This window comes from Flavimarina sp. Hel_I_48, from assembly GCF_000733945.1.
Lineage (GTDB): Bacteria > Bacteroidota > Bacteroidia > Flavobacteriales > Flavobacteriaceae > Leeuwenhoekiella.
In genome coordinates this window covers 257518-273415 of the sequence record NZ_JPOL01000002.1, presented here as the reverse complement: position 1 = coordinate 273415, position 15898 = coordinate 257518, and the positions used below count along the sequence as shown (strand labels likewise).

The window sequence follows — 15898 nt, the reverse complement described above, 5'->3', positions numbered from 1 at the left end:
TGGTTTTTACCCGCGATATTCCAGCCACATTTGTTTATTCAAATGTAACTGGTTTAAGAGTTATCTCACTAACATTCAATTCTTTTCCTTTTAAAAATTCGAGCACCAAATCCCCTATAATTGGCGATAGTATAAATAAATTATGTCCTGCATTATCAATTATAATATGTTGTCCATTTTTAAATGACTTGGCAATTTCGACAGCCGAAGATAGATAAGTTCTTCCATCCACTTTTCCGCTTAACAGTAGTGCGTTTACATGGTTGTCCTTAAGCTTTCTGAATTCTTCGGGAAGATGAAAATAATTGAGTTCATCAATCCAATCCAACATTAAATAATTAATGCCATCTCCAAGCAACGAAGTTTTCAATTCTTCCTTGATTCGTTTCTTTCTGGCATCGGAAGCACCACTTTGCATATCCATTGCGAATGACATCGGATTTTCAGGTTCTGAAATAGATTGTTTTATAAGTTTTACCATTGGTCCTATTTCTGAAAAATCTCCTTGTTGCATTTGTGAATATAAACTTGGGATTTTCTTTGACATTACGGGATCTCTTAAGTAGATAGCGGTAATTGCAAGCTGTAGTTCAAATTCAGAGATTCCAACCTTTATTTTTTCTCCTTTGTCACCTTCTATTTCAACTATTATGGATTCTTCTTTTAAATTTTTATGAACTTCAATTATTTTCTTTTTTAGATCAGGATATTTGGGAGTTTGTCCATAATTATCTTTTGCGCGTTCGCATATTTGGTCTAAAAATGAGTCAGTTTTTGTCGGTAATCTCAAAGTTTCATCAGGTCCTTCTAAACTTGCCAAAACCACTTTTTCAATATTTTTTTCAAAAAGTCTTATGTATTCAAAACCCAAATGTGAACCATAACTAATACCCCAAAGAGATATTTTATCTACATTCAAAACCCTTCTAAGTGCATCCAAATCTTTGGCACTATCAGTTGTATTATATGCTGCTAAATCAACATTGTGGGAATCCCAAAATGATTTACATTCTTTTAGATTTTCAGTTGTTTTTTTTAAATAATCTTCTTTTGTTATTGGTTGGGATATTGGAACATCAAGTTTAAATGGACACTCGGTCAATTTATCGGACATTCCAGTTCCTCTTTGGTCAAATGCGATTACATCAGCAACTTGTCGTAATTTCATAAAAAGCTCAAATCGTTCATGTTTGGCTGTAACTGAACCAGAACCGCCAGGTCCTCCGGACAAATAGACAATTGGACTTGAAGGGTGTGAGTTAGTGCTTTTAAATCTTATGAACGATAATTGAATAGAATCAGAGGAGGGTTTTTCCCTGTTTTCTTTTACTTTAAATGTTCCTTTTTCTGCTTGAACTGTATCATTTGACGCTGTTATGAATTGGTAAGGTTTAATTTCAAGTTGTTGACCCAAAATATTATTATGATTAAATAATAATACTAATGCTACTAGTAAGTTTAAGATAGTTTTTTTTGACATTTTTTATTGGTTTCTATAATGACGATTATAAAGCCTAAATGTTACCTTAAACTGTAGCTAGTGTATAGATAAGCGTACCAATACAATACCTAAAAGAGTGGTAAAAATTTTAACATCCCCCCCTTCCATAATATTCTTAAAGTGCCTAATAGTAGACATGAGCAATGAACTTTGTAAAGTCCATTTAAACCTACTCAAAAATGTCATTTTTGCAAGGTATTCAGTAATTGTGTTGTTCTTTATTAGTGACTGGGCTTTATTTTATATATCTCTTCATTCTTGTTCAAAATTGCTTCGAACTCTGATGGTATGGACCAATCAAAACTAAGGTTTTCTTTAGCCTTTTGAGCAGCTAGATTGATCATAGAACCATACTCTTTTTTCATATCTATAAACTTAAAATAATCTCTATTTTCCATAAATTTTCCGAATTCTACCTGCTTTAGCTGACCGTTGACTATGAATTCCTTATTTATAAATTCGACTACTTTTGGGTGTTTGAAAATCAGTTCATTAAGATGCTTATTCTGTTCTTTTACGAAAGTATTCATTTTACTTTTATAGTCGTCAGTCCATTTCACTAAATAGACGCACTCTATGAAATCTTCTTGCGTTACGTAAGAATCTTTCCTGTTATCATCACCTCTCCAAGTGTGGACTTTAATATTAAAAATAGAAGATAGATTTTCTGCAAAGTCCACGCTATTATTTCTTTTTAATTCGAAAACATCATTTCTGAAATATAAATTCAAAATGAACAATGCCGCCATTGCCTGAATTAAATTTTCAATATTTCCTTTTTGTAGATTTGCCGTTCTATTGTGTTTGACAGCTTGATAGGCTTTTTTCCAGTTAGAACCACTAGAACCTCTTTTAAACGCTTTTTTTAAAGGACTCAGCACTCGATTTTCTATTTTTAAAAAAAAGAAATTTGAAGAACTTATCGCAATTTTCTTTTCACTTAAATTCCATTTTTCTTCTAAAAACTTCAGACAATCGGTGTCGAAATATAAATCATTGTTATTTGGTTTAACTCCACCGTTATGCAAGTAAAGATCTTTTGCAATGGCTTCTATCTCGACCGAGCACCTAATCAGCAATTCTGATATTTTGACAGAATAAACTGAAAGTTGTTCATCGTCAAAGTGGATAAGATTAGATAATTCAACTAATTCTTTTTCAAGATTTTTATAAATCGGCCAATATAAGTTTATCATTAAATCATTTTACTTTTTTTGCATTCGGACTAGCATATCGATAAGAATAAAGTTACCCTTATAACCATTATATTAAACAATTTAGTGAATTTTGATTATAATGATAAGATACAAATTAATTAGCTTTTAAAAGTTCATTTAAAGGAAGGTATATTTAGACAATATTTGGTTCTTGGATATCACTATGTTCTTAAAGTTTAATTTGCCGTACTAAATAAAAAGTTTTTACTTTGACCTTTATTTAAACTTTCAGTCATGGTTTTTGGATACGCTAGGGTAAGTACATTGGATCAGTCCCTCAATCTTCAGATGGACGCGCTCCTCAAAGAGGGCGTACTGGAAAAGAATATCTATACCGATAAGGTATCCAGTACGGCCGAAGATAGAAAGAGTCTCAATAAACTTTGGGACTTCGTACGTAGCGGTGATACCATTATTGTCTGGAAACTGGACCGGTTGGCCAGGAGCCTTATCCATTTTACAAAGCTGATGACCGAGCTTGAGGAAAAGGGGGTAAAGTTCAAGAGCATAACCGAGCCTTTCATAGATACCACTAAACAGTCCTCTCACAGTAAATTTCTGATCAATATGTTCGCTGCGCTGGCCCAGTTGGAGCGGGATATCATTATAGAGCGCACAAAGGCGGGCATGGAATCTGCCAAGCAACGGGGAATCGTGCTGGGAGCGCCCAAGGGACTCAGTAAAAAGAACCAACAAAAGGCTGTACTTTGCGAAGAGTATTTCAGGGATGGGAAACTAACTGTTTCCGAAATCTGCTCGCAATTGAAAATATCCCGGGCAACCTATTACAAATATTTGCGAATTAGGGGTCTCCAAGGGGAAGTTAGATCCTATGGGAAAACACAATGACCTCGCATTTTTCGTCAGTTTCCATAGAATAGATAAACAGCAACATAAATGCTTTTAGAAAAGTTTTGAAAATTTAAATCAATATGTTGGAGGAAGAAAAAATAAAAACAATCTTATTTGAAGATATTTCCCAAATCATCGAGCGGGGAAGGAAGCAGCTTTCCGCCAAGGTAAACAGCACACTTACCATGGTCTATTGGCAGGTGGGCAATAGGATCAATGATGTTGTTCTTGACAATGAACGCGCCGTATATGGCAAAGAAACCGTAGTGGCAGTCTCCGCGCAGTTGGAAGTTAGATATGGTAGAAGTTTCGCGGAAAGAAATGTAAGGCGGATGATGCAATTGGCCCTGGTTTTTCCCGATCTGGAGATTGTGTCGCAACTGGCGACACAATTGAGTTGGTCGCATTTTATTGAATTGCTCCCACTTAAAAAGGACGGGGCCAGAATGTTTTATGCGTCAAAAGCAGCCGAAGAAACATGGGGCAGGAACGAGCTGCGGCATCAGATAGATAGAAAAGCATTTGAGCGTAGGGAAATTGCACAAATCCAATTTAGTGAGCAGTCAGATGATCTACAGACGAGCTTCAAAGATCCCTATTTTTTAGAGTTTTTAGGGTTGAAGGAAGGTTATATGGAGAATAATCTTGAAGAAGCGATCCTGAAAGAACTGGAGCTGTTTATCCTTGAACTCGGCAAAGGTTTTGCCTTTGTCGAACGTCAGAAGAGAATGATCCTCGATGGGGATGATTTTTATCTGGACCTATTGTTTTTCCATAGAAAATTAAAGCGTTTGGTGGCCATTGAACTCAAATTAGGAAAATTTATCCCGGCCCATAAGGGTCAGATGGAACTATATTTAAAATGGCTGAACAGGTTTGAGAAACAGGAGGGAGAAAACCCAGCTATCGGACTCATACTCTGTGCGGAAAAAAGTAATGAACAGGTTGAACTGTTGGAGATGGGTAAAGAGGGAATTATGGTTGCTGAATATTGGACTGAATTGCCGCCTAGGGACGAGCTTGAAGCGAAACTTCACAGTGCGATGATAGAGGCTAGAGAGCATTTGGAAAGAAAAAAACTACTTTAATAATCATATTGGTCAATATTAGAAACTCTCAACACTGTCGAGAGAAATATTTTGGCCTCTAAAGTTTATCCATCGTCTACGCTGTAGTTCTTTAAGCTTAAAAAATCCATTTTGAGCGAGCTCAAGTCTGCCTAAAATTATTTCAAATCAAAAACAGCAGACGGTATCTGCTGTTTTTGATTTGATTCTGAAACTTGGAAAAACTCTCAACACAGTTGAGAGAAATACGATTTTCTTTTAAGTACGATTCGGAATTAATTCCAATTTATTCAGTATATTAGTCTAATAATATATAAAAATATATACCAAAATGTTAGAAATAGTCTACGGTTATCAAAATTTACTTAAGGAAATTGATGCTCATATCGATGACAGCAAATTCAAGAAAGAGTATCTTATAGAACAACTTGGTATCTCCCGTGCAACATTCTACAACAAGATAAAAAAAAAGAATTTTACCATTGACGAAATGGTGATACTTGGAAATATCCTTTTTCCTGAAGAAGCAAAGGCTTTCGAAATTAGGGAAGCTTTGAGGGCCAGCCGTGAGGACAGTAAGAATGGAAGGACAAAAGACCATAGGGATGTTATGGAAGATGTACGTAAAAAGCTCCGTGCATGAAAGTCACGTGGACCAGAAAAGCCGATACGTCCTTCAACGCAATAGTGGATTACCTGTTGGATATTTGGCCCATTGAGATTGCTACTAATTTTGTAGACGAAGTGGATCATACTGTTGAATTGATAGTCAAGAATCCGGAAATGTTCAAGGTTTCACAATATGACAACATCAGTAGGGAAGCTTTTATTACCAAGCATACTACTATGTTTTATAGGATATTGAATGACTCAATCGAAATTGAATATTTTTGGGGAAATTTTGATGATCCTGAAAAGATAAACAAATTGCTAAAGTTCAAATAAAGTATAATTTGAAATTTTGCGAAAAAATTTTTGCCATCAACGGTTGCCGTTGCACAAGACTTTAATTTTTTAAAAACACGCACGTATGTAAACCGCTTCAAGGCGGTTTTCCTCTTTATTTCCAATATTAGGTGCGACCTAATAAGAACTCTATGATGACCTAGCCGGTTCTCCTTCTATGGAAATTGATCTATTTAATCAAAAGAAAAAAATGAGCCATCAGTAGTTTGCATACAACAATCATCATTTTGCATACTTTCTATTTCTGCTTTCTTTTCACCTTTGTAATATTAATATCAACATTATGAAATTGAATCAAGTTAAATTAGGAAGCCAGGGCTTAATTATCCCGAATATTGGTTTGGGATGTATGGGAATGACAGGTTTTGGTGAGGCCGATATGTATGGTAAAACCGATGAAAAAGAAGCCATTGCAACCATTCATCGTTCTTTGGAACTGGGCGGGAGTTTTCTCGATACCGCAGATTTGTATGGACCTTTTAAAAACGAACAACTTATTGCCAAAGCAATCGCAGAAAATCGTGAGCACTATACTATCGCTACAAAATTCGGTTGGGAAATCGACGACAATGACAATGTGACCTGGAAAATAAACGGAACCAAAGAATATGTAAAGAAATCGGTGGAACGTTCCCTCAGATATCTAAAAACCGATTACATCGACCTGTATTACATGCATCGTCTCGATAAAAACACTCCTATCGAAGAAACGGTTGAAGCGATGTCTGAGTTGGTGAAAGAAGGTAAAATTGGTTATGTCGGCTTATCCGAAGTATCGTCTGAAACGGTGAAAAGAGCGCACGCTGTTCATCCTATTACAGCAGTTCAAAGTGAATATTCTTTGTTTGAGAGAACGGTTGAGGAAAAAGGTGTCCTGAACACCTTTAATGAATTGGGAATTGGTTTTGTGGCGTATTCTCCGTTAGGAAGAGGGTTTTTATCTGGACAAATCCGTTCGATTGATGATTTGCCGAAAAATGATTTCCGAAGAGGAATTCCCCGTTTTCAAGAGCAGTATTTTCATAAAAATATAGAACTCGTGGAAGCGGTTGAAGAATTAGCTAAAGAAAAAGAAATTACCTCTTCGCAACTGGCTTTGGCCTGGATTATCAGCAAAGGAATAGTTCCGATTCCGGGAACGAAACGAAGAAAATATGTTGAACAGAATATCGAAGCAAGTAAGATTGTATTGAGCGAATCTGACTTACAAAAACTGGAAAGTATCGTACCTTTAGGAACTGATACCGGTGCACCTTATGACGAATTCAGTATGGGACTTTTAGATTATTAGAGCTAAAATTACAGTTATGAATACTATTGATTCCATTTCCACATTTCACAGATTGCTCTCACTTTCCGAACCGAAACATCCGTTGGTAAGTGTCATCAATCTATCTGAAAGTATCTTTCTTGAAGATGAGATTTGGAAAGGTTTTGTCAATCGATTCTATTGTGTAGCGTTGAAAAGAAATGCGACTGGAAAAATAAGATATGGACAGCAGTATTATGACTACGATAAAGGCGTGCTGAGTTTTACGGCTCCAAACCAGGTTCAGTATCTCGACCTTCAAAATATGGAATGTGATTCTGCTGGTTATTTGATGATCTTTCACGAAGATTTTTTACTCAAACATTCTTTGGGTAATACGATTTCTTCTTACGGATTTTTCTCCTACGCTGTGAATGAAGCTTTGCATTTATCTCAAGATGAAGAAAACAATCTGATTGAAATTCTGCATAAAATCAATAAAGAATGCCAGCATATCGACCAGCACACCCAGGAAATTATTTTATCGCAAATTGAATTGTTGCTGAATTATTCCAAACGTTTTTACGAAAGACAGTTCATAACCCGAAAGAGTGGAAATGATAAGCTTTTAACAAAATTCGAAAGGTACCTTGATGATTATTTTGACAACGCATCCTCTGAAAAAGGACGATTGACAGTTTATCAGATTGCGGAAGCGCTGAATATATCCCCTAATTACTTGAGTGACCTTTTGAGAATCCAAACCGGGCAAAACACCCAACAACATATCCACGAAAAGATCATTGGCAAAGCAAAGGAGAAACTTTCCGTAACTGAACTTTCCGTTAGTGAAATTGCCTACGAATTGGGGTTTGAATATTCTCAGTCTTTTAGCACATTATTCAAAAAAAAGACAAAGATGTCGCCCTTAGAATTTCGGCAATTGTTTAATTAAAAAATCAACTTACAAAAATTATTGATTCATATGGCGCTGCCGCTGGGGGCTCATTTAAAAACGTTATAGCTTGACTAAAGTTCAAATAAAGGATCATTAATCTGAAAATCAATATATAATGAGCCTAATGGACCTTTTGTCCCATTCTTGGCATGAAACTTATTTAAACTACCATATCTATAACTATGAGCACTATTACCGAGATTATACGATTGGCAGTATTGATGGGCTGTATTTTACGGATTACAACATCTTACGGACAAACTTCATTAAAGAAAATCAACCTTGACCTTGGGAATTATAGCGTTGGATTTAAGCATTATGTTGTTTTTGACAGCACGAGGACTTACAGTAGAATTTACGATTATAAAAATCAAAAAATCCCAAGGCCAATCCCAACAAGTATGTGGTTTCCTTCCCAAGAAAATGTAGAGGGCAAAAAGCGGTTGAAGATTTTGGATTATCTGGAGATCCTTAAAGAGGAAGAAGAATGGGAACACTTGCCCAATGACCAAATTCTGAATTGGTTCTACTATGCAACTACACTTGATAATCAAGATCATCTTAAAGAAAAAACAACAGCCTTCTCTGGGTTGGAATTTGCTACTGGCAGATTTCCTGTTATTGTTTACGCACCAAGTTATCAGGCCTCTTCAATAGAAAATTTCATCCTCTGTGAGTATCTGGCCAGCCACGGATATATCGTGATAGCGGGCCCAAGCCGTGGAACCGAAAACCGTTGGTTCAGTGCAAACAGTGCAATGGAAATAGAAACTCAGGCCAGGGATGTGGAATTCTTGATAAAAGAGGCAACAAAGTTACCAGCTGTCAACCCTAAAAGGATTGCAATCATGGGCTTCAGTTTTGGAGGTCTGTCAAACGTAATTGCTCAAATGCGAAACGATAAAATAAGCGCTCTTGTCAGCCTTGATGGAACGGAAAGATATCAATTCGGGCTATTGAAAAAATCGCCGTTTTTCGAGCCAAATAAAACGGACGTTCCATACCTCCATATGGCCCAGAAAGATATTCCCGATGAAGTTCTTATCGAAGATAATATCGATCCTGAACTAAATTCAAAATTCCAACTCTACGATAGCATAACACGCAGTAATACATACAGCTTGAAATTCCATAATCTGACACATTCCTATTTTAGTACATTGGGCGTACTTTTTCAGCAAAGGGACAAAAGACAGGATAAAACAGATCCTGAAATTATGGAATCCTATAAATGGGTCTCAGTTTACACATTAAATTTTCTTGATGCACAATTGAGAAAAGATGAAAGTGCATTGAATTTTATTGAAAACAATACCCTGGATAACGGAATCAAAACAAGTCTTTTAACCAAAAAGTCCAAGAAAGCCGTTAGTCAAAATTTCACCTTTCAGGATTTTAATGAATTGGCCTTTAAACAAGGCTATGATAATCTTTACGATCTATATGCTACGGCCAAAAAAGAGAATCCTACACTGGAAGTCCCAGAAGGAGATCTCAATACACTTGGACTGCAACTCGCTTTTAACCCGAATACACCGGAACAGGGAATAAATGTTCTTTTGCTGGCCACAGAGATTTATCCAAATTCAGCAAATCTTTTTGATAGTCTGGGGGAGGGATATTTATTCATAGATAATAAACAAATGGCCATTGAGAGTTTTAAAAAATCCTTGAAACTAAATTCACAAAATCAAAATGCGATTGATAGGTTAAACGAACTTAGAGAGTAAAACCAGCCGATAATAAAAGCTAAAGATGTAGGTTTTATTTCTTTAAAGTTCAAATTAAGGTTGTATTCTTGCTTGCTTTTAAATCGCTTATAATCCAATTTTAGTATTGTTTTACGCTGCCGCTGGGCTCATTTTAGAACTTGGTCGAATAAAATATTCGCAAAGTTCTAAAACCTTAAGTTTCTGTTCAAAGTTCAATTAAAGGAATACCGAATAAAATTTATAGGAATTTAAAACAGAACAAAAAAAGAATGGACAAATCAACAAGAAAGCCAAATTGTTGGTGAAGATTACATTCTAATGAATCTTAGAGAAAAATCAGACTTTTTTAAGACGTATTTGATCATAGTTTTTTGTTCTATTCTGATTTTGTAGCATCTTGTGTAGGGCATCCATATCGTGGCTAACTTTTTCTTCTATTACTTTAGCATATATTTGAGTCGTAGCAAGTTTGGTGTGTCCTAGCATTTTAGAAACAGTTTCAATGGGTACGCCATTACTTAATGTAACAGTAGTTGCGAAAGTGTGCCTGGACATATGGAATGTAAGATTCTTTTTTATTTCTGCAAGATCTTGTATCTCTTTAAGGTATGCATTAAGTTTTTGGTTAGAAATAGTCGGTAATAATTTTTGCGTAATTTCTGTTCGTGGATCATTTTCATACTTATCCAAAATCTCCAAGGCCTTTGGCAACAAAGGTATTTCGTAAGGATTACCATTTTTATTTCTTTTTCCGCGTAACCAGTCTTTACCGTTTATACCTATGAAGCGATTTTCTTCACTTAACGAGTTTACATCAGCATAGGACACCCCGGTATAACAGGAAAAAACAAATAAATCTCGTACAACTCCGAGTCTTGTGATTTTTATATTTAAATACTCAATTCGCTTAAGCTCTAGAGCGGTTAAAAAATCACGTTGTCTTTTTTCAAGTTTTGGTTTAAACTTGATAAAGGGATCCCGATCTAGCCATTCCATTTCATAAGCCAGTCTGATCATTCTGCGAAGGCGCTGAATATGCTTCATGACCGCATTATTGGCAAGACTGCTCTGATAATGTCTGGGATTATAGCAACGCAAAAAATGTTCAAATCCTATAAGAAATGGGTAATCTAGGTCTTTCAAATAAATATCTTGGAATTTATATTCAGATAAAATATAATTTAGTATATATTTTTGGCTTGTTCTGTAATGACCCTTGGTCTTTTTAGCCAATTTCCGGGACATTTTTTCATTGAAGTAATCAAACAGACTACTGAGGGAATGTTTATTTTGGTCTTTACCCAGAAAATTAATCTTAATCCTTTGTGGTGTAATCGTTTTATCCTCAGACTTTAAGTCTTGATATATGCTTAAAATTTCACCTTTAACATGATCAATATAACTATTGATAGTTTGGGCATGCTGACTTCTGCCCTTCATTTGTTTCCTTTTGTTGTCCCAAAGTTCCAAATTAACCTCTTGTTTCAGGCTAATATTTGCACGTTTTTGATCAAGGGTGATTCGTAGATAAAGTCGGGCCGAATTATCTTTAGTCCTAGATTTATTGACCCAGAAGAGTGTTGTTAATAGTGATGAATACTGCATAGTTGCGTCTTTTAATGGTTTTACATTTTTATGACGAAAGTCAAATCAACTAAGCAAAATGATCTGTTTTTTGTCCTTCAAGCGTCAACACTTTTTGGAAAATGAAAAGTGTGGTCGAATTGTGAACTTTTTATATCAAATCATATCAAATAAAATGGAGGGCCTAAAACCATAAAACCTTGCTAATCATAAAATTAGCAAGGTTTTGATATGGTTTGATAGTCCTTCTAGTGACTTGGCTGGGGCTCGAACCCAGGACCCTCTCCTTAAAAGGGAGATGCTCTACCAACTGAGCTACCAAGTCTTTCGCTGAATGCGGGTGCAAATATACAGCCATTTAATTGATAATTCAAAAGGTTTTTTGAATAAATTTGTAAAGAATTTTTTAGAACGTTTTAGTCGATTGAAAATCAGTAAATAACTATGAAAAATATTATTCTTATAGGATACATGGGTAGTGGAAAATCTACGATAGGGAAAGTTTTAGCGCGTGAATTGAATATAAATTTCATTGATTTTGATGATTTTCTTCAAATGAAAGAAAAAAGGTCCATAAAGGAAATATTTGACCTCAAGGGGGAGATTTACTTTAGAAATTTGGAACAGAAGTATTTACAGGAAGTTCTTAAAAGCGCTCCCCAGAGCGTTATAAGCATGGGTGGGGGTACACCATGTTACGGTGATAATATGTCCCTGATCACAAATTCTAATACTACCAGTATTTACATTAAAGTAACCGTTGAAGAACTTGCAGTTCGGCTTTTTAAAGCTCGAGCAGAACGCCCCTTGCTAATACATCAGGATACACCGGAGAAAATGGATGAATTCGTTAGAAAGCACCTTTTTGAGCGCAGTTTTTACTATAATCAGGCCGAATTAAAGGTGCTTGTAGATGGCAGGACCCCTTTAGAGGTTGCACAGGAGATCAAGGCCAGGTTATTCTAAGAACGCCAGGTCATTTTCTGGGCTGAAACGTACTTTTACGCGCTCGTTCAATGACGTACTTAATGAAATACCTTTAAAATCTGCCTTGACAGGATATTTTTTGTGGTTTCGGTTTACGAGAACGGCAGTTTTAAATTTCTTCAACGGGACATCAAGAAAATATTTTACGCCATAAATCAGCGTAGTGCCAGAGTTTAGTACATCATCTATCAATACAACAGATTTATCTTTATACACATCAGCGTCTAATGAAGCTTTGACTGTTCCTAGAGGAGCGTTTTTATCCATGGTGACCTCGCAGAGCCGGCATTCATTACCGGCTATTTTTTCGATAATCACTTTTAAACGTTGTGCGATCACAAATCCATTTTTTGATATCCCGGCGAGAATGATCTCTGGCTCGTTTACATTGGCTTCGTAAATCTGATGTGCAATTCTCCTTATTTTATTTTGGATGTCCTCGTGGCTAAGTATGGTCTGCATATGCTTTGTTTAAGACTAAATGTTACTATTGTGGGTTTTCAAAGATAAAAAAGAGTTCGTTTCCCTTTCTTGGTTTTACCGAATTGTGGCAACATTGCAAGGTTTTTATATTAAAATGGGTTTCAAATAGCCTCCTGTACTCGCTGCTGCTACCGCCAAAGGGTGGTTCATTCCCCATCTTCTCAAAATCAAACAGGACGCCAGCCAACTTTCCGCCGGGTTTTAAAAGACTTTTCATTTTAAGGGCGTAATCTTCCCGAAGTCCTGGATCTAATGCACAGAAAAAAGTTTGTTCCAGGATTAAATCATAAGTGCCCATATGATTGAAAAAATCGCCTAATAAGAGTCTTTTTTCGGGAAAATCAGGATATTTTTTGGCTATATTTTCTAATGCAATTCCAGAGAGATCAATAACCGTTACGTTATGAAATCCCTGTTTCTTCAGGTAAATAGCTTCATGGCCATTACCGGCTCCGGGAATAAGAATATGGAGATTTTTATTTTTTAATTGATCTACGTACTCTTTCAATGGCGGAGATGGCACGCCCAGATCCCAACCCGTTTTTCCTTCGGTATACCGCAGGTTCCAGTAGTCCTTATCAAATATCATCTATTGAATCGTCAACATCATCCTTAAAATCTTCAAGATCACGACGATCCTTCTTTGTAGGCCTTCCCGTGCCTCTTTTTCGGTAATAATCCTGAGAATAATTTAACAGGTCCAGCTTTTCAAGATTTTCTTTAGGCGTTATATCCATACAGTATAAACCTACCAGCTTAGCTCCTACGCGACTGGGTGGAAGGTCAAGCACTTCTACTTTATAATCTATCTGGTTTTTGCGCACCTGTATAATATCTGAAGGAAAAACATCCCGGGATGCTTTAACTGCAACATCATCTATTTTGACCTGTCCTTTGTTACAGGCCTTGGTCGCCACAGAGCGGGTTTTGAAATAGCGAATGTGCCATAAATATTTGTCAACGCGCATAATCTATTGTTTTTTGAACCGTTTTGTTGCGCAACGGATATTAAATATTAGGTGAAGTTTAAAAAGTATCGCGTTACAAAAATAACGTAAAATTGTATCTTGCGCGACTCAAAATAATAATGATGAATAGCAAAAAAGTAATACTGAGCCTTGTTCTGGCTACAATGGCCTTGATTTCTTGTAACAAAGACGATGATAATAATGGTCCCGCGCCGGTACCAGATCGCGATAGGGAAGAGGTAAAAGCTGAAAGTGATTCTACTATCACGGCATACTTAGAGACACATTATTACAATTACGAGGAGTTTGATAATCCTTCAGAAGATTTTGATTATAAGATAAGGTTTGGTGAGCTTAAAGGCGAGAATGCTGATAAGAAATCACTTCTTGAAGATGTTACCGTACAGGAGATCAATTTTGCTGATGTAAACTATAAGCTTTATACACTGGTCGTTCGCGAAGGCGAGGGAAAGCAGGCGACGTATGCAGATTCGGTATATATGAACTATAATGGGCGTTTATTCAATGATGAACGTTTTGACGGTTCTGTAACGCCATTATGGTTTAATTTGCCGGGTGTAATTACAAGCAATGGTATTACAGGTACGGTTCCAGGATTTGCAAACGGCGTTAATTCTTTTAAAGGTGCTTCTTCTGTTAGTTTAAATACGGATGGTACGTTGAAATTCAGTAATGATTATGGTATTGGCGCTGTCTTTATCCCTGCCGGCCTTGCTTATTTTAGTGGATCCCAAGGTTCGATCCCTGCTTACTCCAGTCTGATATTTACCATGGAAATTTTTGATGTTATCGAAAATACCGATAATGATAGGGATGGAGTACCTAATATCGTAGAGGATATCAATAAGAATAAAATATTGCGCGATGATGATACAGATAGTAATGGAACGCCCAACTATCTTGATATTGACGATGACGGCGATGGAATTCCAACGCGTGAAGAGATCATTATCAATGCTGACGGTTCTATTGAATATCTAGATACTGACGGAGACGGTATTCCAGATTATCTAGATGCAGATTCTTAATAATTAAACTTCTAGAAGATAAATCATTATTAAAGTCCGGCCAATGTGCCGGACTTTTTTAGTTTAATATTTTGAATTTTTCATATTATTATAAAGATCAAAAAAAATAAATTAATAATTGTGCAACATTTAAAAAGGCTATCCGTCCTTTAACTAACACCACTAACCAGACCATCATTTTGCAGTTATCAGAAATTCTAGAACGATGCAAGCATAACGATCGCCGTGCGCAGTTACAGCTCTACCGCAAGTATAGCGAGGGCATGTATTATGTGGCATTTCGCTTTCTGAAAAACTCGTACGAGGCAGAGGATGCTATGCAGGAAGGCTTTGTAAAAGCATTTGCAAAGATGCACCAGTTCACTGGGGAAGTCACCTTTGGCGCCTGGCTTAAGCGTATTGTCATCAATCAAAGTATTGATATGCTAAAAGCCAAAAAGCTGGAACTCGTTGCGATCAATGAGCAGGTGATGGGCACGGTGGAGGAGTTTGACGATTGGTCTGTGAGCGATGGTATTTCCATTGATCAGGTCAAGGATGCTATTGAAGATTTACCAGAACGTTACCGTTTTGCGGTGATGCTCTTTTTAATGGAAGGATATGATCATCAGGAAATTTCAGAAATACTGGATATCACAGAAGTCGCCTCCAGAACACTGGTTCATCGTGGCAAAAAAAAATTACAGGAAAAATTAAAACCATATTACCATGGCACAGGATATTAGGGAGCTGTTTAAAAACGACAATGGCCTTCCTTCAGAGGGTCTTAGAAAAGGCCACGAAGGCCGTTTTGAGAAGCGGTTGGATTCTCATTTTGGCAAAGCAAATTCAAACGGAGAGAAACAAATGTGGCTCAAGATCGCGGCTGTATGTATTGTACTACTTACGGTAGGGGGACTTTTATTTAAAAATAGTTTGAACACTTCGGTGCAACCGGACCCGCAAAATGTACAGGTTTCAGAAGCTGATACCACACCGCACCTAAGTGATTTTTCCCCAGAATTTAAAAAGCTGGAAGATTATTATATGGCGAGTATCAATGTAGAACTAGCCCAGCTCAGTCTTACAGAGAGTAATAAAGATCTGGTTGATTCCTACATGGCGCAACTGGAGGAATTGAATACCGAATATAAAAAACTGAATGCAGACCTGGTCGAAGTAGGGGTAAATGATCAAACTGTGAATACGCTTATAGATAATTTAAAACTCAGGCTTGAGCTGCTCTTTAAGCTTAAGGACAAGTTAAAGGATTTAAAAAAATCTCCCCAGGGAGAAACAAAAAGCAATAGAATCTAGAATTACCAC

The 15898-nt window shown here is 36.5% G+C and carries 17 protein-coding genes and 1 tRNA gene; 11 read left to right on the top strand and 7 right to left on the bottom strand.

Going from position 1 to position 15898, the window contains the following annotated elements; all coding sequences use genetic code 11:
• Positions 1 to 34: 34 nt before the first annotated feature.
• Complete coding sequence (locus P162_RS01435; protein WP_031425413.1) at positions 35 to 1480, bottom strand: alpha/beta hydrolase; 1446 nt, start codon at positions 1478 to 1480, stop codon at positions 35 to 37.
• Between the two features lie 242 nt (positions 1481 to 1722).
• Positions 1723 to 2697 (bottom strand): hypothetical protein, encoded by a 975-nt coding sequence (locus P162_RS01430; RefSeq protein WP_031425412.1) that lies wholly within the window; start codon positions 2695 to 2697, stop codon positions 1723 to 1725.
• Between the two features lie 255 nt (positions 2698 to 2952).
• On the opposite strand from P162_RS01430, the gene P162_RS01425 reads away from it, so the two are divergent.
• From P162_RS01425 to P162_RS01395, 7 genes are all read left to right on the top strand, one after another.
• Positions 2953 to 3567, top strand: coding sequence for a recombinase family protein (locus tag P162_RS01425; RefSeq protein ID WP_031425411.1), 615 nt, complete (start codon positions 2953 to 2955; stop codon positions 3565 to 3567).
• Positions 3568 to 3650: 83 nt separating this feature from the next.
• The gene (locus tag P162_RS01420) at positions 3651 to 4658 is read left to right on the top strand and encodes a YhcG family protein (protein WP_031425410.1); all 1008 of its coding nucleotides are present in this window, start codon (positions 3651 to 3653) and stop codon (positions 4656 to 4658) included.
• 310 nt (positions 4659 to 4968) lie between these two features.
• On the top strand, positions 4969 to 5280 hold the full coding sequence (locus P162_RS01415; protein ID WP_031425409.1) for a hypothetical protein: 312 nt from the start codon (positions 4969 to 4971) through the stop codon (positions 5278 to 5280).
• A complete protein-coding gene (locus tag P162_RS01410; protein WP_051907726.1) occupies positions 5277 to 5582 on the top strand; it encodes a type II toxin-antitoxin system RelE/ParE family toxin in 306 nt (101 codons plus the stop codon). Before P162_RS01415 ends, P162_RS01410 begins: the two co-directional genes overlap by 4 nt.
• A 304-nt stretch (positions 5583 to 5886) precedes the next feature.
• A complete protein-coding gene (locus P162_RS01405; RefSeq protein WP_031425407.1) occupies positions 5887 to 6894 on the top strand; it encodes an aldo/keto reductase in 1008 nt (335 codons plus the stop codon).
• A gap of 16 nt (positions 6895 to 6910) precedes the next feature.
• Positions 6911 to 7807, top strand: coding sequence for a helix-turn-helix domain-containing protein (locus P162_RS01400; RefSeq protein WP_031425406.1), 897 nt, complete (start codon positions 6911 to 6913; stop codon positions 7805 to 7807).
• Positions 7808 to 7992: 185 nt separating this feature from the next.
• Positions 7993 to 9540 carry a prolyl oligopeptidase family serine peptidase gene (locus P162_RS01395; protein WP_031425405.1) on the top strand — a complete coding sequence of 516 codons (1548 nt, stop codon included), beginning with the start codon at positions 7993 to 7995 and terminating at the stop codon, positions 9538 to 9540.
• A gap of 318 nt (positions 9541 to 9858) precedes the next feature.
• Here P162_RS01395 and P162_RS01390 read toward each other — a convergent pair whose 3' ends face one another.
• Positions 9859 to 11127 carry a site-specific integrase gene (locus P162_RS01390; RefSeq protein ID WP_035916732.1) on the bottom strand — a complete coding sequence of 423 codons (1269 nt, stop codon included), beginning with the start codon at positions 11125 to 11127 and terminating at the stop codon, positions 9859 to 9861.
• A gap of 231 nt (positions 11128 to 11358) precedes the next feature.
• A tRNA-Lys gene (locus P162_RS01385) sits at positions 11359 to 11431 on the bottom strand.
• Between the two features lie 119 nt (positions 11432 to 11550).
• On the opposite strand from P162_RS01385, the gene P162_RS01380 reads away from it, so the two are divergent.
• Positions 11551 to 12072: a shikimate kinase gene (locus P162_RS01380; protein ID WP_031425403.1), complete on the top strand. Its 522-nt coding sequence runs from the start codon at positions 11551 to 11553 to the stop codon at positions 12070 to 12072.
• Here P162_RS01380 and P162_RS01375 read toward each other — a convergent pair.
• The 3 genes from P162_RS01375 to P162_RS01365 are packed head-to-tail and all read right to left on the bottom strand — an operon-like array spanning position 12064 to position 13544.
• Positions 12064 to 12555 carry a phosphoribosyltransferase family protein gene (locus P162_RS01375; protein ID WP_031425402.1) on the bottom strand — a complete coding sequence of 164 codons (492 nt, stop codon included), beginning with the start codon at positions 12553 to 12555 and terminating at the stop codon, positions 12064 to 12066. The genes P162_RS01380 and P162_RS01375 overlap by 9 nt on opposite strands.
• 25 nt (positions 12556 to 12580) lie before the next feature.
• A complete protein-coding gene (locus P162_RS01370) occupies positions 12581 to 13165 on the bottom strand; it encodes a methyltransferase (RefSeq protein ID WP_031425401.1) in 585 nt (194 codons plus the stop codon).
• A complete protein-coding gene (locus tag P162_RS01365; protein ID WP_031425400.1) occupies positions 13155 to 13544 on the bottom strand; it encodes an RNA-binding S4 domain-containing protein in 390 nt (129 codons plus the stop codon). The genes P162_RS01370 and P162_RS01365 overlap by 11 nt, the downstream gene beginning before the upstream one ends.
• A 122-nt stretch (positions 13545 to 13666) precedes the next feature.
• Between P162_RS01365 and P162_RS01360 the strand changes: the two genes are divergently transcribed.
• The 3 genes from P162_RS01360 to P162_RS01350 all read left to right on the top strand — a co-directional run bounded on the left by P162_RS01360 (position 13667) and on the right by P162_RS01350 (position 15889).
• Positions 13667 to 14593: an FKBP-type peptidyl-prolyl cis-trans isomerase gene (locus tag P162_RS01360; RefSeq protein ID WP_051907725.1), complete on the top strand. Its 927-nt coding sequence runs from the start codon at positions 13667 to 13669 to the stop codon at positions 14591 to 14593.
• A 179-nt stretch (positions 14594 to 14772) separates the two neighbouring features.
• A complete protein-coding gene (locus tag P162_RS01355; RefSeq protein ID WP_031425398.1) occupies positions 14773 to 15318 on the top strand; it encodes an RNA polymerase sigma factor in 546 nt (181 codons plus the stop codon).
• The gene (locus P162_RS01350) at positions 15302 to 15889 is read left to right on the top strand and encodes a hypothetical protein (protein ID WP_031425397.1); all 588 of its coding nucleotides are present in this window, start codon (positions 15302 to 15304) and stop codon (positions 15887 to 15889) included. The genes P162_RS01355 and P162_RS01350 overlap by 17 nt, the downstream gene beginning before the upstream one ends.
• Positions 15890 to 15898 lie beyond the last annotated feature (9 nt).